The organism is Vibrio sp. OPT24 (genome assembly GCF_015163545.1).
GTDB classification, from domain to species: domain Bacteria; phylum Pseudomonadota; class Gammaproteobacteria; order Enterobacterales; family Vibrionaceae; genus Vibrio; species Vibrio cyclitrophicus.
In genome coordinates this window covers 72,456-99,375 of record NZ_JADDYI010000081.1, presented here as the reverse complement: position 1 = coordinate 99,375, position 26,920 = coordinate 72,456, and the positions used below count along the sequence as shown (strand labels likewise).

Below are 26,920 nucleotides of genomic sequence, written 5' to 3'. Positions count from 1 at the left end.
TAAATGGCCCGAATGATTAAATCATACGGACCATTGTTAGCAGAATTGTTGACCGTACGTCAACCTTCTACGTCAGATATTACTATATTAAGCAGGTTGCTGATTCATTAGCTCGTTGAAGCTAACTTCTTTATCAGAAACTTGAGCTTTAGCGATGATTGCATCAATAGCTTGCTCTTCTAAAGCAACATTGCGCATGTTGTTCATCATTTGCTCGTTTTGCTCGTAGTAAGCAATAACTTCTGTTGGATCTTCGTATGCTGTAGCCATCTCTTCGATGATAGCTTTAACTTTCTCATCATCAGCTTTTAGCTCTTCAGTCTTGATTACTTCACCAAGAAGAAGACCTACAACTACGCGACGTTTAGCTTGCTCTTCGAACAACTCACGAGGAAGTTGGTCAGCAGCTTCAGTGTTACCACCGAAACGTTGAGCAGCTTGTTGACGTAGAACACCGATCTCTTGATCGATTAGAGCAGAAGGTACGTCGATGTTGTTTTCGTTAACTAGACCGTCGATAGCTTGCTCTTTGATGCGGTTCTTAACAGCTTGCTTAAGCTCGCGCTCCATGTTCTTACGAACTTCAGCTTTAAGGCCTTCAATGCCGTCAGCAGCACCAAACTTAGAAACGAATTCTTCGTTAAGCTCTGGAAGTTCACGAGCTTCAACTTTGTTCAGCTTGATAGAAAACTTAGCTTCTTTACCTTTTAGGTTTTCAGCGTGGTAATCTTCTGGGAAGTTTACGTCGATTTCGAATTCCATACCTGCTGTTTTACCAACGATACCGTCTTCAAAACCAGGAATCATGCGACCAGCACCCATTTCTAGTGGGAAGTTCTCAGCTTTACCGCCTTCGAACTCTTCACCGTCGATAGAACCAACGAAATCGATAGTTGCACGAGAACCAGCGTCAGCAGCAGCTTCAACTTCAGTCCAAGTTGCTTGTTGCTTACGTAGAGTTTCGATCATCTCTTCAACGTCAGCTTCTTTAACTTCTACTGCTGGTTTCTCAACAGTGATGTTTTCTAGACCTTTCAGCTCAACTTCTGGGTAAACTTCAAAAGTTGCATTGAATACTAGGTCAGCGCCTTCGTTGTTTTCAACTGGTGCGAAAGTAGGTGCGCCAGCTGGGTTGATTTTCTCTTTAACGATCGCTTCGATGAAGTGACGTTGCATTACTTCGCCCATCACGTCTTGACGTACTGCTTTGCCGTACATTTTAGCAACCATCTTCATTGGCACTTTGCCTTTACGGAAACCATCGAAACGACGATTTTTCGCGATGTTGCGTAGTTCAGCTGTAACTGCATCTTCGATGTTAGCAGCAGGAACAGTAATATTAAGACGGCGCTCTAGGCCTTCTAGCGTTTCAACAGTAACTTGCATTATATAAACCTCAAAACTGGCTCAGTAATCTGAGCATATGAGCCGTAACTTAGCTTTAATTCAAAAGCCGACGTTGTTGGCTGCATCCTTGTGTAGTGCTCTATCCGAACACCTAATTTAAAATCGAGCATTGATGTTTGAATTGATTATTCAACTAAACACCAGACTAATCAGCGATATCTTCGTTCTTCACACGCCGACTAAAACGCAACAAAGCTTGTTTTCAGAAACAAGAAAGGTATCTCCGATTAGCCTCAGGACAGAAATTTTAGACGCGACATTCTAGCGATCTGTTTAATCTCTGTCGAGCCGTTCGCCTCTGCTTGATGATGAATGCTCTAAATTCGTCCAACTAAATGATAAAAAAACGATCAAAACATCACTTAGCACAACAGAAATGGGGACAATAGCGACTTTTTCAAGGGAATCGAGGCCTTTTTTTGCTAAAAACCTTAAAAAGAGATCTTGCTCTTGTTTTACCCCTCAGAGTCGATAACTTTTTCAACAATCTCCGTTACAAAGCCTTAACCTACCACCATCTGTTATCTCTCTATTTTAAGAAAAAACTACCGCTAGTTGCTGTCATAAACGAGAAAACACAGGTGTATTTGTTTACCTAGAATTTAGCGGAGAGCGTTCATGTTTCGAGCTTTAAGAATCCCTTTACTACTGCTCATCACCTATGTCTTGCTGATGGTTCTCGGTGGTCACTGGGTATGGAGCACAAGCCATCAAAGTTTGTTAAATGATCACCAGTCTAAGTTAGATCGATTTTCCGTTCATATTTCTAGCCAATTGGATAAGTTTGCCCATATCCCAGAACTGCTCTCAAAAGATAAAGAACTAGTCGATGCCCTACACTCACCAAGTAATTCCGCGCAAATCGAGCTGACTAATCGGTATCTAGAGCACGTAAACACAGTAATTCAAGCGTCCGACACTTACCTACTCGACAGTATCGGTACCACCATAGCTGCTAGTAACTGGAACCTGAAACACTCTTTCGTTGGACGTAACTTTGCTTTTCGTCCCTACTATCAACAAGCAATTCTCGGCAATGAAAACCAGTACTTTGCTTTAGGTTCTACCTCGGGAAAGCGAGGCTATTATTATTCTTACCCTGTCTCCTACGCGGCCGAAATCATTGGCGTGATTGTCGTAAAAATGGATTTATCACTGATTGAAGCAAGTTGGAAAGGAAAGCAGAGTTTTTTTGTTGCCGACGATAAAGACCAGATTGTTTTTATGTCGAGCAAGCCTGAATGGTTGTTCAAAAGCCTTCAACCTTTAGATAAAGCGCAAAAAACTCGCATTCAAGAAAGCAGACAATACCTTGATACCAAGATCGAGAGCCTTCACTTTTCAGGAGACTTAGAAAGCGCCACCAGCAGCATTCAATCACCACACCAGCTCGTAAAAGAACGTTTTTTTACTTCATCACGCTTCCTCGATGACCCGAAACTAACTGTCAGAGTATTTTCTCCAACACACTTAGTTTGGTGGGATCTCATCGCTTACCTTGTGGTGCTGAGTTTAGTGTTTGCCATTATCTATCTCACGATGCAACTCAACCATCACCGCCAACAAAGGCGTACGCAAATCGATAGGCTACAATCTGAAGCCAAACAAAAACTCGAGTTTCAAGTCCTCGAAAGAACCTCTGAGCTCCATATCGAGATCAAACAGCGTATCGAAACAGAACGGGTGCTCAGGCAAACACAAGATGAGCTTATCCAAGCCGCTAAACTAGCGGTATTGGGTCAAATGTCAGCGAGCATCAGTCACGAACTGAATAACCCACTCGCTGCGATTCGCAGTTATGCCGATAACGGCCGGCTGTTTCTTGCAAAAGAAAAGACCGAGCGTGTTGATGACAACCTATCTCGAATTTCATCACTCACCGATCGTATGGCGAAAATTAGCCACCAGCTTCGCTCCTTCGCAAAAAAGTCCACGGCGGAAGAGCTACACACATTGCAGATATTGCCTGTTCTTCATTCCTCTAAAGAGCTGATGAAACCGCAATTGAAAACTGAGCGAGTCAAAGTAAATGAGCTCCCTGAAACCTTCAATGCTTGCGTGCTCGCCAATGCGATTCAACTGGAACAGGTAATCATTAACCTACTGACCAATGCAGTTCAAGCTATGGAAAATCAAGAAGATAAACAATTGGCTATCCTGTTAGAGATTAGGGAATCAAATAATGAACAATCAAAAACTCTGTTGATTCACGTTGATGATAATGGCCCCGGCTTTATGTCACCTTCGACGGGAGGTTTTTTTGAACCCTTCCATACCACCAAAAAAAATGGTCTTGGACTCGGGCTATCGATTTCTCAACAAATAATCGGTGGAATTAACGGAAAACTGTTGACCGATAGCAGCCCACAAGGTGGCGCTCGTTTTAGTATCGAACTCCCAATTGTGCCTGATGAGCACCGTGCACGAACAGAACGCGCGCAAGCAGATTAAGGCTAACTCATTAAATTAGCTAACTTCACAAGCAAACAAGCAAACCAACTCAACGATAATTAGAACAAAAGAGTAAAGGAATAAACTATGTGTCACGTCTATTTCATTGATGATGAATCCGATCTAAGAATGGCCATTGAGCAAAGCTTTGAACTTGCCGAGATTGACGCCGAATTCTTTCCCGATGCAGAATCTGCGCTGATCGCCATCCAGAAAAATGGTCTTCCCCACGTGATCATTACCGATATCTGTTTGCCGGGTATTTCTGGGCATGACCTACTCAGCACGGTCATGCATAAAGACAAAGAAATCCCGGTCATCATGATCACTGGTCATGGTGATATCTCAATGGCCGTTCAAGCTATCCATAACGGTGCCTATGATTTCATTGAAAAGCCCTTTGCGAATGAACGCTTAATTGAGACGACCAAACGCGCCATCGAAAAACGCCAGTTAACTCTCGAAAACCAAGAACTGAAGCGCTCATTGAAGGCGAGTAAAGCACTAGGACCGAGAATCATTGGTGACACACAATCTATGACAGAGCTACGTTCTATCATCACTCATGTTGCCGATACCAACGCCGATATTTTATTGTTTGGCGAAACGGGGACGGGCAAAGAGCTAGTTGCTCGTTCTCTGCATGAACAAAGCAGTCGCCGAGAGCAAAACTTTGTTGCGGTCAACTGTGGCGCCGTTCCTGAAAACCTGATTGAAAGTGAGCTCTATGGTCATGAAAAAGGTGCTTTTACGGGAGCCGAAAACAAACGTGTAGGTAAGTTCGAGTTCGCGCAAGGCGGCACCCTATTCTTAGATGAAATAGAATCCATGCCAATGCAGGCGCAAATACGACTATTGCGCGTATTACAAGAGCGAGTCATTGAAAGAGTCGGCTCGAACGGATTAGTACCGCTCGATATTCGCGTGATTGCCGCAACTAAAGTCGACCTAAAAAAAGCTTCTGAGGAAGGCTCTTTCCGACAAGATCTCTATTATCGGCTCAATGTAGTTACTTTAGACTTGCCGCCATTGAGAAGTCGCCAAGAAGATATACCTGCACTCTTTCACCATTTCTTGCTCGTCGCGGCGGCTCGTTATGGCAAAACAGCCCCTGCACTTCCACAAACAGAACTGCACGCACTTTTAGCTCATGATTGGCCCGGAAATGTACGAGAATTACGTAATACTGCCGAGCGTTTTGTACTTTTAGGCAAGCTTTCTCATTTATCAGACAACACCGTTGAATCAAACCAGCATTTATCGCTAGCTGAGTTGGTCTCTGACTTTGAGAAAAGCACTCTAAAGCAAGCACTTATTGAGTGTAACGGCAGTATAAAAGAGACCATGGAAAGGCTGCAACTTCCGCGCAAAACCCTCTATGACAAGATGCAAAAACATCAACTTGCGAAAGAGTCATACCGACAGAGCGAAAACTAAATTAGATATGCGAGCAAGATCACCTATACTTAAACCGCTAACAGGATGTTATGCAATAAAGTTGATAGGAAAATGGTTATGGGTGAGAAAACAAAAGTTCCATCAATTACCGACACAATGGAGATCGACGGTGTTTATTATATCGATCAACATGTCGACTTAAACACGCCGGAACTAGAAGCAAAAAGAGCCCTCTATCAACAGAGCGACTCTTACTTGAACTTCGGTAGGAATATTGATGAGGAGGTTTAATACCTCCTCACCTTTTTAAAATGACATAACATCCTACTTAGTGATGATTTCTGGCCCCATCAACGTGGTTGGTAACCATGTTGATACCCAAGGTACGTAAGTTACGATAATCAGGAATAAGAACATCACGCCTACCCAAGGCAATGCCGCTTTCACCACGTTCATCATCGACATCTTGGCGACACCTGCTGTCACAAACAGATTAAGCCCCACAGGCGGCGTTATCATCCCTATCTCCATGTTCACCACCATCATGATACCTAGGTGAATAGGGTCGATGCCAAGTGCAATTGCAATTGGGAATACCAAAGGTGCTACGATGATCAGCAAGCCTGATGGCTCCATGAACTGCCCACCAATCAAGAGTAGAACGTTCACCACAATCAAGAAGGTGATCGGACCTAAGCCTGCAGAAAGCATAGACTCAGTGATCATCTGAGGAATGCGTTCCTCTGTCAGTACATGCTTAAGAATCAGAGCATTGGCAATGATAAACAGCAGCATGATCGTCAACTTGCCGGCATCATAGAGCGTGTCTTTGGTATCTTTATGGAAGAAGGTTTGGAACACCTTAACCAAAGCAGGCTTTGTATTCTTCTTGTCAGCGAAAGGCCCCATATCTTTATAGATAAAGTTGGCAATAAAGAACGCGTATACCGCTGCAACAGCCGCCGCTTCCGTCGGTGTAAAGATACCGCCGTAGATACCACCCAAAATGATGACAATCAGTAGCAGACCCCAACTTGCGTCTTTTGCTGCTGCGAACATCTCACCCCAGCCCACAAAAGGCTGTGCAGGAATCTTCTTAATACGTGCTGCAATGTAGATAGCAATCATCAACATCACACCTGCCAACAGGCCAGGAATCACGCCACCGAGGAACATACGACCTACAGATACATCCGTCGCCGCAGCGTAAACTACCATCACGATTGACGGTGGAATCAAGATACCCAAAGTACCCGCATTACAGATAACCCCTGCCGCGAACTCTTTTGTGTAGCCGTTTTTGATCATACCAGCGATAACAATACTACCGATTGCCACTACCGTTGCTGGAGACGATCCAGATAACGCTGCGAACATCATACATGCCACAACCGACGCCATCGCTAAACCGCCGCGGAACCAGCCGACCATTGCGATAGCAAAACGGATAATACGTTTCGCCACACCACCTGTAGACATGAAACTAGAGGCCAAGATAAAGAAAGGGATCGCTAAGAGTGTGTAGTGGCCTGCAAATGCATTAAACAGCGTTTGTGCAACCGAAGCTAGTGACGCATCAGAGTGCATCAACAAGAATATGACGCTCGATAAACCAAGGGAAATCGCAATTGGTACACCGACCAACATGAAAGCAATTACCATTAAAAATAGAAATAACATTGCCATGATTAGTCTTCCTTACCGTTAGATTTTGTACCCGACTCATTCGCCTTGTTTTGCTTAGTCGAATCCAATACCGCTGTCGCGTCTTCATCAGAACCCGCCAACACATCAGCTTTCAATGCATCCAGCTCTTCTTCGGCTTCATGGCCTGCAATCATGCGGTCAAGCTTGCCCGTAGCCACTTGATAAGCGATTTGGATGAATCGGAACGTCAGCATTGCCATACCAATAGGTAGTGCCATGTAAGGAATAAAACGTGGCAGTTTCTCGTATCGCTCACCTTCATTCATCCAGTCAGAAAGAAACTGAAGCATCTCGGGCATTGGAATATCATCGGTCTCATACCATGCACGATCGGTCGCGAACGGGTACCAATAATTCCAAGAACCGATAAGAAGTAGGATTGAAAAGGCCAGGCAGCTTGTAACGGCAATTAACGCATACATTTTACGTAGCTTTTCTGGGGCAAGGTTAATGATGACATCAACGCCAATGTGGAAGTGTTTTTTAACGCCATAAGATGCGCCCACTAACACCATCCAAGCGAACATGAACACAGTCAGTTCTAGTGCCCACAAGATATTGCCATTGAATGCGTATCGAAATACCACGTTGGCAAAAGTAAGTAGCGTCATTGCGCCAAGGAAAAATGCGATTAATGACTCTTCAATCACATCCGTAACTCTTCCGACTTTGGAAAAAAGAGAGGTTTCCAGTGCTGATTCGCTAGAATTTGGTTGTTCCATTTGAGGCTTTTCCATAATTGACTCCGCTTATAATTGTTTTAATAAGGAGTGACGAACACTCGCCACTCCCTTAGCGGTGTTATTGGTTTGAAGCTAACGCTGCATCGATAAGATCTGAACCGATGTCTTTTTCAAACTTCTTCCATACTGGTTGAAGTGCAGCTACCCATGCTTCACGCTGTTCAGGCGTAAGTGTACGAACCTCACCACCCGCTTCGATGATGTTGTTTTTGTTCGCTAGGTTAACTTTTGAAGATTCTGCGTTACGCGTCTCAGACACTTCTTGAACGATAGTGCCAAGTTGTGTGCGTACATCTTCAGGCAAGTCTTTCCAGAAGTCGTTTGACGTTACAACTAGGTAATCCAAGATACCGTGATTGGTTTCAGTCACGCCGTCTTGTACTTCGAAGAACTTCTTACCGTAGATGTTTGACCATGTGTTCTCTTGGCCATCGATAACCTTAGTTTGTAGGCCTCCGTACACTTCTTTGAAAGACATCTTTTGTGGGTTAGCGCCTAGTTGTTCAAACTGAGCCACCAATACATCTGATGCTTGAACACGGAATTTCAAACCTTTTGCATCTTCAGGGCTGATAAGAGGTTTGTTTGCCGACATCTGTTTCATGCCATTGTGCCAAAACGCTAGGCCTTGTAGACCACGACGCTTCATCGCATTCTTCAGCTTTTCACCAGATTCTGAGTTTTGGAAACGGTCAACGGCTTCTACGTCTTCAAATAGGAAAGGAAGGTCAAAAATGCGGTATTTCTTAGTGAACTTCTCAAATTTAGACAGCGATGGTGCTGCCATTTGAACATCACCATTTAACAGGGCTTCCAGTACCTTATTATCATCGTAAAGTGTTGAGTTCGGGAAAACTTGCATACAAGCTTTGCCGTTCATTTCCGTGTTTACTCGCTCTTCCAGTAAAGAAGCGGCAATGCCTTTCGGGTGCTTATCGGTATTGGTTACATGACTGAATTTAATCACGATTTCACCTGGATCACAGTTTGCAGCAGCATTAAAACTTGTGAGCGCCAGAGCAGAGACAGACAGCAGGGTAAGAGGCTTAAACATTATTATTCTCCTTAGTAAACAAAACAGCCCTTCAATGGGAACTGTGTGCTTTCACTAAGGCAATTAGCGCGCCACATTGACACAAACCATTAACAACCCTTTAACCATAAGGCTTCATGATATCTGCCTGCTGTAATCACCAACTCGCTGCAAAAATCAATGGGTGGGAAATGACACATAGAATATTTGTAAATGGGTGGGAGTTGACCAACGCATCACTAATGGATACGGCCGAATGAGGTCTGACCAAGAGCCACATTGCCGATGATACCTTGAAGTAATTTCGGCCTATCCTGTAGAGTGCTGCACAACTTAGTCAGATTTACCACTTCACTACTTAACAAGAGTTGATACCAATGAGTCAGATCTACCATCACCCAGTACAAATTTACTATGAAGATACCGATCACTCAGGTGTGGTTTATCACCCTAACTTTCTAAAGTACTTTGAGCGTGCACGCGAACATGTCTTGGGTAGCGATAAACTGGCAACCTTGTGGAACGAGCATGGACTGGGGTTTGCGGTCTATAAAGCCAACATGACTTTTCAAGATGGAGTTGAGTTCGCTGAGATTTGCGACATCCGAACCTCTTTTGAACTCGATGGAAAATACAAAACGCTATGGCGACAAGAAGTGTGGCGCAAAGATGCAACTAAGCCTGCGGTGATTGGTGATATCGAAATGGTTTGCCTAGATAAAGACAAGCAACTGCAGCCAGTGCCTGCCGAAGTATTAAAAGCGATGCTTGGCGAAACGAGCTAACTTCACCTCACCAAACTCGCTTAAAAGAGATGAGACAACGAAAAGGTTCTCATCTCTATCTGCATGGGTAGCAAATTTCCACCAAGAGTCACGGCAAAACGGTACTGGTCATCTAATCGACCCAAGCAACATTGCCAATCTGTAGAAATATCGTCTTCTTGAGCAGAATCCAAATCCAACCCAATCCCGCTATACAATCTAATTTCATCCTGCAAGTTTGGTTGAAAATCCGAAGAGTGAATTGGCAATGTTTGCTCCGTCAAATTAGAGAAATCAAACGAAAAGCTTCGCAACGATGTCGCTAGCCCTTTACCCGTCGCTTTGATATACGACTCCTTCAGCGCCCACAGATCGAAAAAGCGCTCTCTTTGTTCTTCTTTGTTGAGCTTAAGTAAATCCGTCAATTCCGTATCTGAAAAATAGTGCTTCATGATCGAGTCGATATTGGTCGAGCTTCTGGCATGTTCGATATCGACGCCTAATTGAAGTGACTTCCCTTCTATCTGGCAAACTGCAATCAACAAATGTTCTTTGCTATGACTAATATTAAAATTTAACCCCGTCTTGAGTTGCTGTTCGGCGACTAAACTTGGCTTTCCTTTCTCGCCATATTCAAACCGCCACTCTTCTGGCCTCAAATCAGAATAGCAAGACAACACCTTTCTTAGATAGTTACGAACGTACAAAGCTTGAACCTGAGATGAGGGCATTCGATAGCGATCAACTTTGGCTATCTCATCCATCGTGAGCCTCTGTTTTAAGTACGACACGCTATCGATATCATCATGTAAATCACTCAGGGAGCAAAGCCACAAATCCACAATCGGTATTCCCATATCTCTAGCGCTCATTTATTAAAATCACTCTCATCAAGCTATCAAAAAAACATCAAAACGAACAAATTTAACTCACCTATGATTTGCTATAAACATAGAGAAATCGGGAAGGAAACATCCTTCATATGAGAGCTTGGAACTTGATTTTAAAATAATAACAAATTAAAACATAGATCACACTCAGCCTTGTTAAACAGTCATCTATTAAACCTTACTTACAAAAACCTGACATAGATCTCACTAGGCCAAAAAATAGAGTATAAACACTAAAAAACAATTCATACCCATTAAATATCAATAAGTTAAATACAATAAAAATACAAAAATCAAAAACACATTCGATTCATCTGGTCTGAACAGATCATAGTGGCCGCTGGGAGCATTGTATCAACTACTCACCTCGGGTAGCCTGCTCAACCATTAAACAAATTCACACGTTTTTTTTGCGGATACCTGCTTTGCACAAAAGCAGTACTTTGGACAGGATTTTAATGGACATGACCCTCACATTCGAATGCTCTCTTCGCACATGAAACACCTCCCCTACTCTCGTAAGTCAACGCACTTCGAAAAACTAATTTCTATCTGGTTGCCGCCACTCAGCAACCTGAATTTTCAGCTGCGCTTCCCTAAGTCTGTTTCAGATTTTCTTTCTATAGCTTTAAAAGCGCAGCCTCAAAACACGACATCACTTTCTGTGATTTCTAGTGGAGACTCATAATGAGCCAACCCGAGACAAATACACCGGAATCAGTCGACGATTCTCGACTGAATAAACGCCTTAAAGATATGCCTGTCGCTATCGTTGGTATGGCGAGCATGTTTGCAAACTCTCGCTACCTGAATAAATTTTGGGATCTTATCAGCGAAAAGATCGATGCGATTACTGAAGTACCAGATACGCACTGGCGTCCAGAAGATTACTACGATTCAGATCGTACTACGCCAGACAAGTCTTACTGTAAGCGCGGTGGTTTCATCCCAGAAGTAGACTTCAACCCAATGGAGTTCGGCCTTCCGCCAAATATCCTAGAACTGACAGACACTTCACAGCTGCTTTCTCTGATCGTTGCTAAAGAAGTACTTGAAGATGCCAAGCTGCCTGAAGGCTACGATCGCGATAAGATCGGTATCACGCTCGGTGTTGGTGGTGGTCAAAAGATCGCTCAAAGCCTGAATGCTCGTCTTCAATACCCTGTTTTGAAAAAAGTCTTCAAGAGCAGTGGCATCAACGACGAAGACAGCGAAATGCTGATCAAAAAATTCCAAGACCAATACATCCACTGGGAAGAGAACTCCTTCCCTGGTTCGTTGGGGAACGTAATTTCAGGTCGTATTGCTAACCGCTTTGATCTTGGCGGCATCAACTGTGTGGTAGACGCTGCTTGTGCAGGTTCTCTAGCCGCAATGCGCATGGCTTTAAGTGAGCTAGTTGAAGGCCGCAGTGAAATGATGATCACGGGTGGTGTTTGTACTGATAACTCGCCAACCATGTACATGAGTTTCTCTAAAACACCTGCATTTACCACCAATGAAACCATTCAACCTTTCGACATCGACTCAAAAGGCATGATGATTGGTGAAGGTATTGGCATGGTTGCTCTTAAGCGCCTTGAAGATGCAGAGCGCGATGGCGACAGAATCTATTCAGTAATCAAAGGTGTCGGTTCTTCTTCAGACGGCAAGTTCAAAAGTATTTACGCGCCTCGCCCTGAAGGACAAGCAAAAGCTCTGAAACGTGCTTACGATGATGCTGGTTTCGCACCACACACACTTGGTCTTTTAGAAGCGCACGGCACAGGTACAGCAGCAGGCGATGTGGCTGAATTTGGTGGCTTAAACTCGGTATTCAGTGAGAACAATGAAGAGAAGCAACACATTGCGTTAGGCTCTGTGAAATCTCAAATTGGTCACACCAAATCAACCGCGGGTACTGCAGGTTTAATCAAAGCTGCGTTGGCACTGCACCACAAAGTACTGCCGCCAACGATCAACGTATCCGCTCCAAACCCTAAGTTGGATATCGAGAACTCACCGTTCTACCTAAACACACAAACGCGTCCTTGGATGCAACGTGTTGATGGCACACCACGCCGTGCAGGTATCAGCTCATTTGGTTTTGGTGGTACTAACTTCCACGTTGTATTGGAAGAGTACACGCCAGAACACGCTCGCGGTGCCAAATACCGTCAGCGCCAAGTACCGCAAACTCTGTTATTCAGCGCAGAATCTCGTCAAGCACTGATCAATGACCTCAAGCAGATTTCAACTCAAGCCGCAGATGCTGCGTTCAAACTAGAAGCGCTTGCTGAGCAGCACGCTCTACGCGAAGTTGACGCTAAGCACGCTCGTCTTGGTTTAGTTGTCAATGACCAAGCAGACCTTCAAGCGCAACTGACTCAAGCGCTTTCTATGCTTGAGAGCCAAACCAAAGCACATTGGCAGATGCCAAACGGCACTAGCTACCGTGAGTCGGCACTGATTGCTGCAAACGGCGCAGGTAAAGTGGCAGCGCTATTTGCAGGTCAAGGTTCGCAATACCTAAACATGGGTCGCGAGCTTGCTTGTCACTACCCTGAGATGCGCCAACAGATTGCTCAAGCGGATCAAGTATTTGGTCAGCACAAGAAAACGGCTCTGTCGCAAATTCTGTTCCCAATTCCAACCTTCACACCAGAAGCAACCAAAGCTCAAGAAGCGGTGTTAACCAACACGGCCAATGCTCAAAGTGCGATTGGTACTGTGTCTATGGGTCAGTTCGACATCATGACTCAAGCTGGCTTCAAAGCAGACATGGTCGCAGGCCACAGCTTTGGTGAGCTAAGCGCGTTATGTGCATCGGGTGTTATCTCGCAAGACGATTACTACCAGCTAGCTTTCGCTCGTGGCGATGCTATGGCGGCGACACCAGAACAAGGCGACAGCGGTACTATGTTTGCGGTCATCTTAGACGCAGACAAACTTCCAGCCGTTGAAAGCTGCATCAGCCAATTCGAAGGCGTGAGCATTGCCAACTACAACGCTCCGACTCAACTGGTTATTGCCGGTCCAACTGCGACGGTTCAACAAGCAGCACAAGCGCTAACAGAACAAGGCTTCAAAGCGATTGCTCTGCCAGTATCTGGCGCTTTCCACACACCACTTGTTGCTCACGCTCAAAAACCATTTGCTGCTGCAATTGATAAAGCTTCATTCAGCGCTCCAACGCTGCCGCTTTACTCGAACGCAACGGGCAAACTGCACAGCAAAGACGCGAAAGCGATTAAGAAAGCGTTCAAGCAACACATGCTGCAATCGGTTCGTTTCAGCGAGCAAATTGAAGCGATGTATGAAGCCGGTGCGCGTGTATTCGTTGAGTTCGGTCCGAAAAACATTCTTCAAAAGCTGGTTGAGAAAACATTGGCTGATAAGAACGAAGAGCTTTACGCAATCAGCATCAACCCAAGCCCTAAAGGCGACAGTGACCAACAGCTTCGTTTAGCTGCAGTTCAACTGTGCGTGGCAGGTGTTTCATTAGACAACATTGACCCTTACCAAGCTGACATTGCTGAACCTGCGAAGGCATCACCAATGAACATCAAGCTGAATGCAACCAACTACATCAGCCCTGCTACTCGTAAGAAAATGGATCAATCATTGGCTTCGGGCAACGTCACCGAAAAGACTGAGATTGTTGAAGTGAAAGTTGAAGTCGAGAAAATCGTGGAAAAAGAAGTGATCAAAACAGAAATCGTTGAAGTACCTGTGGCTGCTCCTCAAGCTTCAAATGTACAACAGTTAGCTGCTCTAGCACCAAGCGCACAAGTAGCAACAACAGCTCAGCAGCCTCAAGTGGTTCAAACAGCCCCGTCTAACGTAACGGTTGATGAATCTTCATTGCAGTCGTTCTTCAATGCTCAACAACAAGCAGCAGAAGTACATCAGCAGTTCTTGGCGATTCCTCAGCAATACGGTGACACATTCAACACCTTAATGTCTGAGCAAGCGAAAATGGCAACGGCAGGCGTAGCAATTCCTGAGAACCTTCAGCGTTCTATGGAAATGTTCCACCAGCACCAAGCTGAAACGCTAAAAGCTCACGCTCATTACCTAGAAATGCAAGCGCACAGCAACAACTCAGCACTTAATATGCTGACACAAGGTTCAGTACAAACGGCACAACCAACCTTCGTTGCGCCAGTAAATGCTCAACCAGCGATTCAAGCTCCAACTACTCCAGCAGCTATCGTTCAACAGCCTGTAGCTCAAGTACAAGCGACTCCTGTACAAGCTCAGTCTGTTCAAGCTGCTCCGGTTCAAAATACAACAACTCAGAAAGCTCCACTACAGAAAGCCGTTCCTGCTCCACAAGTAGCCGCTCAAGCAGCAGCACCGGTTGCAGTTCAGCCTGTGCCAGTAAAAGCACAACCAGCTCCTGTGGCTGCACCAGTAGCAGTACAATCAGCAGATGCTGAAAAAGTGATGCTAGAAGTGGTCGCTGAGAAAACGGGTTACCCAACGGAAATGCTTGATCTAGAAATGGACATGGAAGCAGACCTTGGTATCGACTCAATCAAACGCGTAGAGATTCTTGGTACCGTTCAAGACGAAATGCCAAACCTACCTGACCTGAACCCTGAAGATTTAGCTGAGTGTCGTACTCTTGGCGAAATCGTTACTTACATGAACAGCAAGATGCCAGCATCAGCGCCTGTTGCAGCACAGCCAAGCGCAACCGCTCCTGTTCAAGCAGCTACCGGTCTTGATGCGAAAGTCGTTCAACAAACCATGCTAGAAGTGGTTGCTGAGAAGACAGGTTACCCAACGGAAATGCTTGATCTAGAAATGGATATGGAAGCAGACCTTGGTATCGATTCAATCAAGCGTGTTGAGATTCTTGGTACGGTTCAAGATGAACTGCCTACTCTTCCAGAGCTAAACCCTGAAGACTTGGCTGAGTGTCGCACTCTTGGCGAAATCGTTGCCTACATGAACAGCAAGCTTCCAGCTTCAGCTCCTGTGTCTTCACAGGCACCAATGGTTGCTCCGGCAACATCTAGCAATGGACTAGATGCGGCTGTCGTTCAGAAAACCATGTTAGAAGTAGTCGCAGAGAAGACGGGCTACCCGACTGAAATGCTAGACCTAGCAATGGACATGGAAGCTGACCTTGGTATCGACTCAATCAAGCGTGTTGAAATTCTAGGTACGGTACAAGACGAGCTACCGACTCTTCCAGAGCTAAACCCTGAAGACTTAGCTGAATGTCGCACTCTAGGCGAAATTGTTGACTACATGAACAGTAAGCTTCCAGCTTCTGTTCCAGTAGCAGCTCAAGCATCTGCACCAGCGCAAGCAGTATCAAACGGTTTAAACGCACAACAAGTTCAAAGCACAATGCTGAGCGTAGTGGCTGATAAAACTGGCTACCCAACAGAAATGCTCGACCTAGCAATGGACATGGAAGCAGACCTTGGCATCGACTCAATCAAACGTGTTGAGATCCTTGGAACAGTTCAAGACCAGCTACCAACATTGCCAGAGCTAAACCCTGAAGATCTAGCTGAGTGTCGTACTCTGGGTGAAATCGTTGACTACATGAATAGTAAGCTAGGCGCTACTGCTACTACGAGTACAGAAGTCGCTGCAGCAACTTTAGAAAGCACGAGCAATGACCTAAACCCTGCTCATGTTCAATCAACAATGATGGAAGTGGTTGCCGACAAAACTGGCTACCCAGCAGAAATGCTAGACCTAGCGATGGACATGGAAGCAGACCTTGGTATCGACTCTATCAAACGTGTTGAAATTCTAGGTACAGTTCAAGACCAGCTACCAACGCTGCCAGAACTAAACCCTGAAGACCTAGCTGAGTGTCGTACGCTTGGTGAAATCGTTACTTACATGCAAAGCAAGCTATCCGCTGCTGCACCCGTAGCGACTCCAAAAGCTGAATCAATAACGCCTATCGCAGAAACAGCGACAGCTGAACTTCCTCCACACAATGAGGTAGCGCTAAAAAAGCTACCAGCGGCAGATAAACTCGTCGATTGTTTCTCAAAAGACGCTTGTGTCGTGATCACAGATGATGGTCACAACGCTGGTGTTCTAGCAGAAAAGTTGACCGCTAACGGCATTCAAGTTGCCGTAGTGCGTAGTGCTCTTTCTGCCGCATCACCTTTAAACAGTGAAATCGCAAGCTACACACTCAACAGCGTCGATGATGCGGGTGTGACTGCGGTGATTAACGACATCGAAGCAGACCTTAAAACGTCGAACAAAGTGATTGCTGGCTTCATTCATTTACAAGCTATCGTTGATTCGAAACAAAGCAACGAGCAAGCGGTTAACTTGAATGCAGACTCAAGAGCTTCATTAACCACAGCGTTCTTATTCGCCAAGCACCTAAATGGTCAGCTGAATACCGCTTCTGGTCGCAGTGTTTTCTTCACACTAAGCCGTATCGATGGTGGCTTTGGTTACCTAGATACTAAGCAATTGATGAATGCGGAACTTAACCAAGCCGCGCTGTCTGGTCTCACTAAGACACTAAGCCATGAATGGTCAAACGTGTTCTGCCGCGCATTGGATGCTGACGCTTCTATTGATGCTCGTCACCTAGCTGAAGCTATCACAGGTGAACTGTTCGATATCGATACCAACACGGTTGAAATCGGCCTTAGCCATGCAGAAAGCGGTGAATCTGGTCGTGCAACATTGATTGCGGCAACACCAGGTGCTGCACAAACGAAGAACACAGGCGCTCAACTCACCAAGAGCGACAAAGTTCTCGTAACAGGCGGCGCTAAAGGCGTGACGTTTGAATGTGCACTGACGCTTGCTAAGCAATGTAAGTCTCACTTCATTCTTGCAGGTCGTAGTAAGCATATTACTTCAGCTGAGCTACCTCAGTGGGCACAAGGCAAGCAAGAGAAAGAGCTAAAACCAGCGGCTATCGCTCACCTACAAGCAACAGGTGACAAACCAACGCCTAAGAAAGTTGATACCTTGCTAAAACCTGTATTGAGCAGCCTTGAAATCAACGCAGCACTTGCCGCTTTCAACGAGATTGGCGCGAGCGCTGAATACCTAAGCCTAGATGTATCGAACCATGAGTCAGTAGCGAAAACGCTGGCGAATTTCGAAGGCATCACAGGTCTTATCCACGGCGCTGGTGTACTGGCTGACAAACACATTCAAGACAAAACACTTGATGAACTGAACATGGTTTACGGCACGAAAGTGGGCGGACTAGAAGCGGTTCTTGGTGGTCTTGATAGCAGCAAGCTAAAACTGATTGCGATGTTCTCTTCGGCGGCGGGTTTCTACGGAAACACAGGTCAAAGTGATTACTCGATGTCTAACGAGATCCTAAACAAAGCGGCTCTACAACTATCTGTTCGTAACCCTCAAGCGAAAGTGATGAGCTTCAACTGGGGACCGTGGGACGGTGGCATGGTCAACGCAGCACTGAAACGTATGTTCACAGAGCGCGGTGTTTACGTGATTCCTCTTCAGGCGGGTGCAGAGCTATTTAGTTCTCAACTACTGAACGAAACTGGCATTCAACTGCTGGTTGGTACGAGCATGCAAGGTTCTGACAACAAGGAAGCTGCTGTAAAAAAGCTTAATGCGGAGTCTGTGCATCTTGCAAAGAGTCCGCTGAATACAAGCATCACTGTGACACGTCATCTTGATCCAAAGGCATTGCCTTTCATTCAAGATCACTGCATTGCCGGTAACCCTGTGTTACCGACAGTGTGTGCCATCCAATGGATGCGTGAAGTGGCAGAGCAACTGTTAGGGGTGAACGTTAGCGTTCACAACTACAAACTGCTTAAGGGTGTGATTTTTGATACCGATGAAGTGCAAGAGCTGAAACTGGTTCTTTTTTCTGACGCTAAATCAAAAGATCAGCTAAAAGCGGTGATCAGTTGCCAAGGGCGACCACAGTATCAAGCTCAGTTGCAAGTGGCCTCTGTGCAAGTCTCTGAAGATGTTCAACAAGCGTCAGTAAAACGCTTTGAGGCCAACACTTCAGCACCTGTAACAACGGCACAAGCTCTATACAGTGACGGCACTCTGTTTCATGGACCAAGATTGCAAGGTATTACCTCAGTCGAACGCTTTGACGACTTAGGTTTATTGGCTCAATGCCAGTTGCCTCACATTGAAAACAGCGACTGCGGATCATTTATTCCTAAGCAAGGTTTTGGCGATAGCCAGCCATTTGCTGAAGATTATCTGTTGCAAGCAATGCTGGTTTGGGCTCGATTGAAATACGGCGCGGCAAGCCTACCGTCTGCAATCGGTGAGTTTGTTTGCTACGCACCGATGCACAATGGTGACCAAGGTTGGCTAGAGCTCAGTGTAATAAAAAGCACGGCTCGTTCTCTGCAAGCTGATATCTCGCTTTACCACCAAGATGGTCGTTTAAGTGCTGTAATGAAAGGTGCAATAGTCACCATCAGCAAGAGCTTAAACGACGCATTTTTGCCGAAATCTGGCTCAGCCGTATCAAAGAAAGAAGCGACTAAGAACTCAGAAAAGGAGCAATTGTCATAGTGACTGTTCCTTCTAATAAAGCGATGCCATTACGCATCGCTCTTTTAGCTCAGCCAGCAAATGCGGCTGAGCTTTCTGCCGACTTATTCCCCTCGTTCCCAGACATAATGACTGTTGTGGTTGATGGCAATTTTAATCAAGCACTTACTCAAGCGATTGAGGCAGTCAATCAAGGCAGTATGGTTAAGCTTTGTTTGGATTCTCACTCACCATCATTGTTGATGTTGAGTGCGCTGATCGCTGCTCAGAATAAGATTCACCCACACGCGAATTTAGCGGGCTTTGTCGAAGCTCTCGATCTAGATAATGGAGATAGCGTTCAGCTTGCTCTAGAGATGTCACGCCGCCCCGCTTCAGACTTAAGCCATCAACAACAATATTCTGCACTTTCTGCTTCGCAGCAGTTTGATGAGTTGTTGAATATGGTTAATGCGATATCGAGCCGTTCATTGCCGAGCTATTCATTACCGAGCAATTACTGGTTCACTGAGCCGAACAAAGCACGTGTTGCTGCGTTAACTTTCAGCGAAGAAAACCAGAAATCCACCAGCCTGATATTGACTCAAGCGACCGGTTTGCAAGAACCAAAACCATTGCTATCTAGCGAGCGTTTGATGTTTGTGGTTTCAGGCAACGAACAAGCTGAATTGGTTTCTAAGTTAACCTCGTTAAGAGAAGAGCTTAAATGCATTAGCGATTCTGCGGACAGCGAACTTGCTATCGCCAACTTGATGCATTCAAACCTAAGCCACTTCCAAAGCGTTCAGCACAATGCTGGCGTTGGTGCGAACATCGTGATTCAAGCGGCTTCAATTGAGGCTGTAATACAAGAGATCACTGCGCTAGAAAATGCGTTGCCAAAAGTAATGGCTGACAATAGCCAATACAAAACGCCAGCGGGCAGTTGTTTCTCACCGAAGCCTCAAAGCAAAGGTGGCGTTACATTTGTTTACCCTGGTGTTGGCACGGTTTATCCCGGTATGTTGCGCGAATTTCACCACCATTTCCCACAGTTATTTGCTCGCTTAGAACGCGAAGGTAACTTGAAAGAGATGCTACAGGCTGAAAAAACCTACGCTGACGACGCGCAAGAAATGTCGCTCAGTGAACTGGCAATTGCCGGTGTCGGCAGTAGTTATCTGTTAAAACAACTGCTATGTGATGAATTCAAAGTACAGCCAGATTTCGCTTTGGGTTACTCCAAGGGTGAAGCCTCCATGTGGGCGAGCTTAAATGTTTGGAAAAACCCACATGCGCTGATTGAGATGACTCAAACTAGCCCTATTTTCACGACGGCTATTTCTGGTGAACTCACCGCAGTGCGTCAAGATTGGCAGCTGAACGACGACGAAAGCATCCAATGGAACAGCTTTGTGGTTCGCAGTGATGCGCAAGCGATTGAGGCTCTGTTACCAGAGTTTCCGCGTGCTTATCTCGCTATCATCCAAGGTGATACTTGCGTGCTAGCAGGTTGTGAAAGCTCATGTCGTGCATTGCTCAAGAAACTGGGTAAACGTGGCATTGCCGCTAACCGTGTTACTGCAATGCACACCACGCCAGCGTTGAGCCAGCATAGCCAAGTGCAAGAGTTTTACACGCAACCACTGTTCGACGAGTTGCCAAAGCATATCCGCTTTATCAGCGCAGCAGGTCTACCGACTGGCGCACCAATCAATATCGACAGCGACAGCATCGCCCTTTCGATTGCCGACACTTTCTGTTCAACGCTGGATTTCACCGCGTTGATCCAGAGTGCACGTCAACAAGGTGCTCGCCTGTTTGTAGAAGTCGGTGCCGATCGTCAAACTAGCACATTGATCGACAAGATCAATCGTAGCGACAACGTAGCCGACCAATGCTGCACAATCGCTTCCAATGCCAAAGGTGGTGACGATATTGTCACGCTCATCAAGTGCATTGGTCAGCTCATTACTCATCAAATTCCATTGTCTGTCGAGCCAATTATTCAAGGGCTAGAACAACAGGTCACCGCCGCTAAGCAATTAAGTGGTGTATCTCAAGGCAGCGCAGTGAATCATCAAGGAGAGCTAGTATGAGTTCTCAATCGAAGCCATCTCAAGATCAAGCTCAGGCTCAAGCTAAGAATAAGCAGCAAGTGAAGTGCAATAAGATCGCGATTGTTGGTATTGCTAACCAATACCCAGAAGCGGATACGCCAAAAGACTTTTGGCAAAACTTGTTAGATAAAAAAGATTCTCGCACCACATTAAGCGCTGAAAAGTTAGGTGCTAAACCTGAAAGCTATCAGGGCGTTCAAGGTGAATCAGACCGCTTTTACTGTGACAAAGGCGGCTACATCGAAAACTTCAATTTCGATAGCAATGGCTACCGCTTAACAGCAGAATCGTTCAACGGTGTTGACCAGAGTTTCCTATGGGCTTTGGATACCAGTCGTAAGGCGTTAGTCGACGCTGGCATTGATTTAAATGCCGATGTTTTAGAGCGCACAGGCGTGATCATGGGTGCCCTTTCGTTCCCAACAACACGTTCAAACGACTTGTTTCTGCCGATGTATCACTCGGTGGTCGAGAAAGCACTACAAGCTAAATTGGCTAATGACCAGTTTTCACTGCTACCAACCAATGAAACCGCGCAAGACCTCAACCCGATCAACGGTGCGGCAGCACACAACGCCTCTAAGTTAGTGGCTGATGCGCTAGGTTTAGGCAACGTACAACTTAGCCTAGATGCGGCATGTGCAAGCTCAGTGTATTCATTGAAGTTAGCGTGTGATTACTTGAACACAGGCAAAGCCGACATGATGTTGGCAGGCGCGGTATCAGGTGCTGACCCATTCTTCATCAACATGGGTTTCTCCATCTTCCACGCTTACCCAGACCACGGTGTTTCGGTTCCGTTTGATAGCAACAGTAAAGGCTTGTTTGCTGGCGAAGGTGCGGGTGTTTTAGTCCTAAAACGCTTAGCTGATGCAGAGCGTGATGGCGACAACATCTACGCAGTCGTCAGCGGTATTGGTTTATCGAACGATGGCCGAGGCCAGTTCGTATTAAGCCCAAATAGCAAAGGACAAGTACAAGCCTTTGAACGCGCTTACGAGGTATCAAACCTAACACCAGACAGCATCGAAGTGATTGAGTGTCACGCAACCGGCACACCATTAGGTGACAAGGTTGAGTTAACCTCAATGGAGCGTTTCTTTGCTGACAAATTGAATGGTTCTAACCCGCCATTGATTGGCTCTGCGAAGTCTAACCTCGGTCACTTGCTGACTGCGGCAGGGATGCCAGGGATCATGAAGATGATCTTTGCGATGAAAGAAGGTGTACTTCCGCCAAGTATTAATTTGGACAAGCCACTGTCTTCGCCAGAAGGTTTATTTGGTTCACAGACGCTGCCAACGCAGGTTCAACCTTGGCCAAGTAAAGCGGGCAACTCAGAGCGCTGCGCGGGTGTTTCTGTATTTGGTTTCGGTGGTTGTAATGCTCACTTACTGCTTGAAGCGTATTCAGACACCAGTCATGTAAACCAGACTCTAGAGTCAGCGTCTCCAAGCCTACAGCCGTCTAATTTAAGCATTACTGGTCTCGCGTCTCACTTCGGTTCTCTGCAAAGTATCAAGACGCTAAGCACTGCGATTGAGACCAACAACGATGCTTTCATTGCTTTGCCTAAGAAACGCTGGAAAGGCTTAGACCAACATCTAGAACTACTGAATCAGTTTGGTTTACATGGTATTCCAAACGGAGCGTACATCGATCAATTCGATCTCGATTTCCTACGCTTCAAAGTGCCGCCGAATGAAGATGACCGTTTGATCTCTCAGCAGTTGCTACTGATGAAAGTTGCAGACGAAGCCATCAAAGACGCCAAGCTCGTGGCAGGCCAAAAGGTTGCAGTACTGGTAGCGATGGAAACAGAGCTTGAAATGCACCAATTCCGTGGACGCGTAAACCTGCATAGCCAATTGGCTGACAGCTTTACCAACATGGGGATTGAGCTAACACAAGATGAATACCAATCGCTAGAAACCATCGCGATGGACAGTGTGATGGACGCAGCCAAGCTGAACCAATACACCAGTTTCATTGGTAACATCATGGCTTCGCGTATCTCTTCACTGTGGGACTTTAACGGCCCTGCCTTTACGATTTCAGCCGCTGAACAGTCGGTTGCTCGTTGTATCGATGTCGCGCAAAACCTAATGTCGCAAGAATCAATGGACGCAGTCGTGATTGCAGCCGTTGACCTTAGTGGCAGTGCAGAACATGTGATTCTGAAGAACAGCGTCAGCCCAGTGTCACTTGCTCCAAAATTCGGACAACCGCAAGACGGTAGTTGGAATGTGGGCGAAGGCGCAGGTGCAATTGTTCTTGTTGAAGAAAGCCGAGTAGCGCGCAACCAAGACACTGCTTACGGCAGCATCAACGCATTGGCCTTTGGTTCAAGCGAGAATAACAACGCCGTGGCTGATGAGTTATTGACTCAAGTCGGTATGAGCTCGAACGATGTTTCTCTGCTTGAGCTTAACCATGCACCTGAATCTTCATTACATCAGTCTTCGTCATATCAGTCTTCGTCTCTAAGTTTAGCGAGCACAAGGACGACTCAAGCGAGTCTACGTGTTGGGCACTGCTCCGCAGCTTCTGGCATGGCAAGCCTGCTACACGGTCTGCTCAACCTGAACCTTGAGTCTCTGAATCCAAATGTCAGCTCTAAGAACGCGATTGTTGCCAACATCAGCGAAGGACAATGTTCACAGCTGCTAATAAGCCAGTCGAGTGTTGAATCTCAATCACTATCGGTTCGTTTAAGCAGTGAACTGGCGAGTGATGCTAAACGTCAATTGGTTAAGCAAGTGACTCTCGGTGGTCGCGATATCTATCAACATATTGCCCAGACTCCAGTGACTAACTTGGCTGCAATTAAGCAGAAAGCTTCTGGTAAACAAGCAGCAACTGTGGCGTCGGTTCCAACGACAGCAAGCATTCAAGCAGCTCTTGTGCAAAAAGAGTTAGAGAAGAAAGCATTAGCGCAGAACGCGGTAGAGCCAGCAATCGAAACTCCTACATCAGTATCCCCTACTCTGGCGCCAACTCGCCACAGTCAGCTAACAGGTAACCACAGCAATATGACTCATGTCCTATCCGCTAAAAATGGCGTATCAAACATCAACGCTAATACGGATGCAGCATCACAGCCGTCTGTAACACCACACAACCAAGCTTTTGCTCAAAACCAGCAAGCAGCGCAGCAAGTGCACAAAGCATTCTTGCACACTCGTGCCCAAGGCATGCAGATGGCTGATGCACTATTAAAAGCACAGCTAAACGCCGTTACGTCTGGTTTAGAGAACAATGCCATTTCTCAACAAACGAATGGTCAACAAACATCAGTTCAGCCTGTTCAAGCTCAACCAGCTCAGGTTCAGTCAACACCAGTAAAACCTATCCGTAAGCCATGTATCTGGGATTATGATGATCTGGTTGAATACGCTGAAGGCGACATCGCCAACGTATTTGGCCCTGATTACGCGATCATCGATAGCTACTCGCGCCGCGTTCGCTTGCCAACTACCGACTACCTATTGGTATCTCGTGTAACCAAGCTCAACGCGACCGTCAACGAGTACAAGCCAAGCACAATGACTACCGAATACGACATTCCTGTTGATGCGCCGTATCTTGTTGATGGCCAGATCCCTTGGGCTGTTGCGGTAGAATCTGGTCAGTGTGACCTAATGCTGATCAGCTACTTAGGCATTGATTTTGAAAACAAAGGCGAGCGTGTTTATCGCCTGCTTGATTGTACGCTGACCTTCCTTGGCGACTTGCCTCGTGGTGGCGATACGCTGCGTTACGATATCTCAATCAACAACTTTGCTCGCAATGGCGATACGTTGCTGTTCTTCTTCTCGTACGAGTGTTTCGTTGGCGACAAGATGATCCTGAAAATGGACAACGGTTGTGCGGGCTTCTTCACTGATGAAGAGCTAGCAGACGGCAAGGGTGTGATTCACACTGAAGATGAAATCAAGGCGCGTAAGCTGGCAACTAAGCAACGCTTCGACCCTATGCTGCACTGCCCTAAAACTCAGTTTGACCACCAAGAGCTGCGCCACCTACTGACTGCAAACATCGCAGAGTGTTTTGGCCCAACTCACCAATCCAATAGCCACCAGCCTTCTTTGTGCTTCAGCTCAGAGAAGTTCATGATGATCGAAAAGGTTAGCCGTGTTGAACCACAAGGTGGCACATGGGGACTTGGTCTGATTGAAGGTCACAAACAGCTAGAGCCTGAGCACTGGTACTTCCCTTGTCACTTCAAAGATGACTCAGTAATGGCTGGATCTTTGATGGCAGAAGGTTGTGGTCAACTACTGCAATTCTTCATGATGCACCTTGGCATGCACACGCTTGTTCAAAATGGCCGTTTCCAACCGCTTGAAAATGCCCCTCAACAAGTACGTTGCCGTGGTCAAGTTCTACCACAATCGGCAGAACTGACTTACCGCATGGAAGTGACTGAGATTGGTCTAAGCCCTCGCCCATACGCGAAAGCTAACATCGATATTTTGCTCAACGGCAAAGTGATTGTTGATTTCCAAAACTTGGGTGTGATGATCAAAGAAGACGACGAATGTACCCGTTACCAGCCTTCTTTAGAGACGACTGAAACGGTTATCACAACACCTGCGTTGCAGAATGAAGTTCAGCACATTGCTCAAACGCCAGCAGTGAACCAACAGGCTTCAGCGAATGCACCACTCATGGCGCAAATTGAAGACCTAGCAACAGCGCCAAATAAAGGTGTGGTTCCTCTTCAACACGTTGAAGCTCCGGTAACTCCTGATTACCCAAACCGCACACCTGATACGGTTCCATTCACGCCTTATCACATGTTCGAATTCGCGACTGGTGATATTGAGAAATGTTTCGGTCCTGATTTCTCTATCTACCGCGGAATGATTCCACCACGTACTCCGTGTGGCGACCTACAGCTAACCACTCGTGTTGTTGAGATCGATGGCAAGCGTGGTGACTTCAAAAAGCCTTCATCATGTATCGCTGAATACGAAGTGCCAGAAAACGCATGGTACTTTGATGAAAACAGCCATCACACCTTGATGCCTTACTCGGTATTGATGGAAATTTCATTGCAGCCAAACGGCTTCATCTCAGGCTACATGGGCACCACTCTGGGCTTCCCAGGTGAAGAACTGTTTTTCCGTAACCTAGACGGCAGCGGCAAAATGCTGCGTAACGTCGATTTACGTGGCAAAACGATCACCAACGATTCTCGCCTGCTTTCAACCGTAATGATGGGCACCAACATCGTACAGAGCTTTAGCTTCGAACTGAGCACCGATGGCGTGCCGTTCTACCAAGGTACAGCGGTATTTGGTTACTTCAAAGGTGCAGCACTGAAAGACCAACTTGGTTTGGACAACGGTAAGGTGACCCACCCTTGGCACGTTGATAACAACCGTACACCGGATGTAAACATCAATCTGTTAGACAAAACGACGCGTTACTTCAATGCACCCGTTTCGGCTACTGGCCAAGTGCAAGAGCACTACAAATTGGCTGGCGGTCGCTTGAACTTTATCGATACGGTGCAGATCACCAGCGATGGTGGTAAAGACGGTCTGGGTTACCTATACGCTGAGCGTACGATTGACCCAAGCGATTGGTTCTTCCAGTTCCACTTCCATCAAGATCCGGTAATGCCAGGTTCTCTAGGTGTCGAAGCGATCATCGAACTGATGCAAACCTACGCTCTAAATAAAGATCTTGGTGCTGGCTTCCGCAATCCTAAGTTTGGTCAAATCCAATCTGAAGTGAAGTGGAAATACCGTGGTCAGATTAACCCTCTGAACAAACAGATGTCACTGGATGTACACATCACTGCAATCAAAGACGAAGACGGCAAACGCATCATCGTTGGCGACGCAAACCTGAGCAAAGATGGTTTGCGTATTTACGAAGTGAAAGACATCGCGATTTGTATCGAAGAAGCATAAGCCTGACAGAGAAC

Annotated in this window: 13 protein-coding genes and 1 pseudogene; 8 read left to right on the top strand and 6 right to left on the bottom strand. The window is 46.1% G+C overall.

Annotation, left to right across the window (positions count from 1 at the left end; translation table 11 throughout):
* Positions 1-87: 87 nt before the first annotated feature.
* Positions 88-1,386: a trigger factor gene (gene tig, locus IQO02_RS20700; RefSeq protein WP_010439497.1), complete on the bottom strand. Its 1,299-nt coding sequence runs from the start codon at positions 1,384-1,386 to the stop codon at positions 88-90.
* A 294-nt stretch (positions 1,387-1,680) separates the two neighbouring features.
* Positions 1,681-1,863 (bottom strand): annotated as a pseudogene (locus IQO02_RS22505) (hypothetical protein); the annotation flags it as partial.
* 162 nt (positions 1,864-2,025) lie between these two features.
* On the opposite strand from IQO02_RS22505, the gene IQO02_RS20690 reads away from it, so the two are divergent.
* The 3 genes from IQO02_RS20690 (at position 2,026) to IQO02_RS20680 (ending at position 5,547) form a co-directional block, all read left to right on the top strand.
* The gene (locus IQO02_RS20690; RefSeq protein ID WP_016767080.1) at positions 2,026-3,858 is read left to right on the top strand and encodes a sensor histidine kinase; all 1,833 of its coding nucleotides are present in this window, start codon (positions 2,026-2,028) and stop codon (positions 3,856-3,858) included.
* Positions 3,859-3,945: 87 nt separating this feature from the next.
* Positions 3,946-5,295 carry a sigma-54-dependent transcriptional regulator gene (locus IQO02_RS20685; RefSeq protein WP_016784702.1) on the top strand — a complete coding sequence of 450 codons (1,350 nt, stop codon included), beginning with the start codon at positions 3,946-3,948 and terminating at the stop codon, positions 5,293-5,295.
* A gap of 78 nt (positions 5,296-5,373) precedes the next feature.
* Positions 5,374-5,547, top strand: a complete 174-nt coding sequence (locus IQO02_RS20680; protein ID WP_016767079.1) for a hypothetical protein — start codon at positions 5,374-5,376, stop codon at positions 5,545-5,547.
* A 33-nt stretch (positions 5,548-5,580) separates the two neighbouring features.
* On the opposite strand, the gene IQO02_RS20675 is transcribed toward IQO02_RS20680, so the two are convergent.
* The 3 genes from IQO02_RS20675 to IQO02_RS20665 form a co-directional block, all read right to left on the bottom strand.
* Positions 5,581-6,942 (bottom strand): TRAP transporter large permease, encoded by a 1,362-nt coding sequence (locus IQO02_RS20675; RefSeq protein WP_004736074.1) that lies wholly within the window; start codon positions 6,940-6,942, stop codon positions 5,581-5,583.
* 2 nt (positions 6,943-6,944) lie between these two features.
* Entirely contained in the window at positions 6,945-7,700 is a 756-nt protein-coding gene (locus IQO02_RS20670; RefSeq protein ID WP_016789153.1) for a TRAP transporter small permease, read from the bottom strand.
* A 64-nt stretch (positions 7,701-7,764) separates the two neighbouring features.
* Positions 7,765-8,760 (bottom strand): TRAP transporter substrate-binding protein, encoded by a 996-nt coding sequence (locus IQO02_RS20665; protein ID WP_016788636.1) that lies wholly within the window; start codon positions 8,758-8,760, stop codon positions 7,765-7,767.
* 356 nt (positions 8,761-9,116) lie between these two features.
* Here IQO02_RS20665 and IQO02_RS20660 point away from each other — a divergent pair, with 356 nt between their 5' ends.
* Positions 9,117-9,524, top strand: a complete 408-nt coding sequence (locus tag IQO02_RS20660; RefSeq protein WP_009847292.1) for a thioesterase family protein — start codon at positions 9,117-9,119, stop codon at positions 9,522-9,524.
* 20 nt (positions 9,525-9,544) lie between these two features.
* Here IQO02_RS20660 and IQO02_RS20655 read toward each other — a convergent pair whose 3' ends face one another.
* On the bottom strand, positions 9,545-10,360 hold the full coding sequence (locus IQO02_RS20655) for a 4'-phosphopantetheinyl transferase family protein (protein WP_102282543.1): 816 nt from the start codon (positions 10,358-10,360) through the stop codon (positions 9,545-9,547).
* Between the two features lie 529 nt (positions 10,361-10,889).
* Here IQO02_RS20655 and IQO02_RS22500 point away from each other — a divergent pair.
* From IQO02_RS22500 to IQO02_RS20640, 4 genes are read left to right on the top strand one after another with little or no spacing between them, the layout of a single operon-like run.
* Complete coding sequence (locus tag IQO02_RS22500) at positions 10,890-11,081, top strand: hypothetical protein (protein WP_017098773.1); 192 nt, start codon at positions 10,890-10,892, stop codon at positions 11,079-11,081.
* A complete protein-coding gene (locus IQO02_RS20650) occupies positions 11,081-18,904 on the top strand; it encodes a type I polyketide synthase (protein WP_102282542.1) in 7,824 nt (2,607 codons plus the stop codon). Before IQO02_RS22500 ends, IQO02_RS20650 begins: the two co-directional genes overlap by 1 nt.
* On the top strand, positions 18,904-20,961 hold the full coding sequence (locus IQO02_RS20645) for a PfaB family protein (protein WP_016796170.1): 2,058 nt from the start codon (positions 18,904-18,906) through the stop codon (positions 20,959-20,961). The genes IQO02_RS20650 and IQO02_RS20645 overlap by 1 nt, the downstream gene beginning before the upstream one ends.
* Entirely contained in the window at positions 20,958-26,906 is a 5,949-nt protein-coding gene (locus IQO02_RS20640) for a beta-ketoacyl synthase N-terminal-like domain-containing protein (RefSeq protein WP_102282541.1), read from the top strand. The genes IQO02_RS20645 and IQO02_RS20640 overlap by 4 nt, the downstream gene beginning before the upstream one ends.
* Positions 26,907-26,920 lie beyond the last annotated feature (14 nt).

What these genes read in the sequence shown, in the direction of transcription:
- tig (WP_010439497.1), bottom strand. Translation starts at nt 1,386, where the DNA reads ATGCAAGTTACTGTTGAAACGCTAGAAGGCCTAGAGCGCCGTCTTAAT.
- IQO02_RS20690 (WP_016767080.1), top strand. Translation starts at nt 2,026, where the DNA reads ATGTTTCGAGCTTTAAGAATCCCTTTACTACTGCTCATCACCTATGTC.
- IQO02_RS20685 (WP_016784702.1), top strand. Translation starts at nt 3,946, where the DNA reads ATGTGTCACGTCTATTTCATTGATGATGAATCCGATCTAAGAATGGCC.
- IQO02_RS20680 (WP_016767079.1), top strand. Translation starts at nt 5,374, where the DNA reads ATGGGTGAGAAAACAAAAGTTCCATCAATTACCGACACAATGGAGATC.
- IQO02_RS20675 (WP_004736074.1), bottom strand. Translation starts at nt 6,942, where the DNA reads ATGGCAATGTTATTTCTATTTTTAATGGTAATTGCTTTCATGTTGGTC.
- IQO02_RS20670 (WP_016789153.1), bottom strand. Translation starts at nt 7,700, where the DNA reads ATGGAAAAGCCTCAAATGGAACAACCAAATTCTAGCGAATCAGCACTG.
- IQO02_RS20665 (WP_016788636.1), bottom strand. Translation starts at nt 8,760, where the DNA reads ATGTTTAAGCCTCTTACCCTGCTGTCTGTCTCTGCTCTGGCGCTCACA.
- IQO02_RS20660 (WP_009847292.1), top strand. Translation starts at nt 9,117, where the DNA reads ATGAGTCAGATCTACCATCACCCAGTACAAATTTACTATGAAGATACC.
- IQO02_RS20655 (WP_102282543.1), bottom strand. Translation starts at nt 10,360, where the DNA reads ATGGGAATACCGATTGTGGATTTGTGGCTTTGCTCCCTGAGTGATTTA.
- IQO02_RS22500 (WP_017098773.1), top strand. Translation starts at nt 10,890, where the DNA reads ATGAAACACCTCCCCTACTCTCGTAAGTCAACGCACTTCGAAAAACTA.
- IQO02_RS20650 (WP_102282542.1), top strand. Translation starts at nt 11,081, where the DNA reads ATGAGCCAACCCGAGACAAATACACCGGAATCAGTCGACGATTCTCGA.
- IQO02_RS20640 (WP_102282541.1), top strand. Translation starts at nt 20,958, where the DNA reads ATGAGTTCTCAATCGAAGCCATCTCAAGATCAAGCTCAGGCTCAAGCT.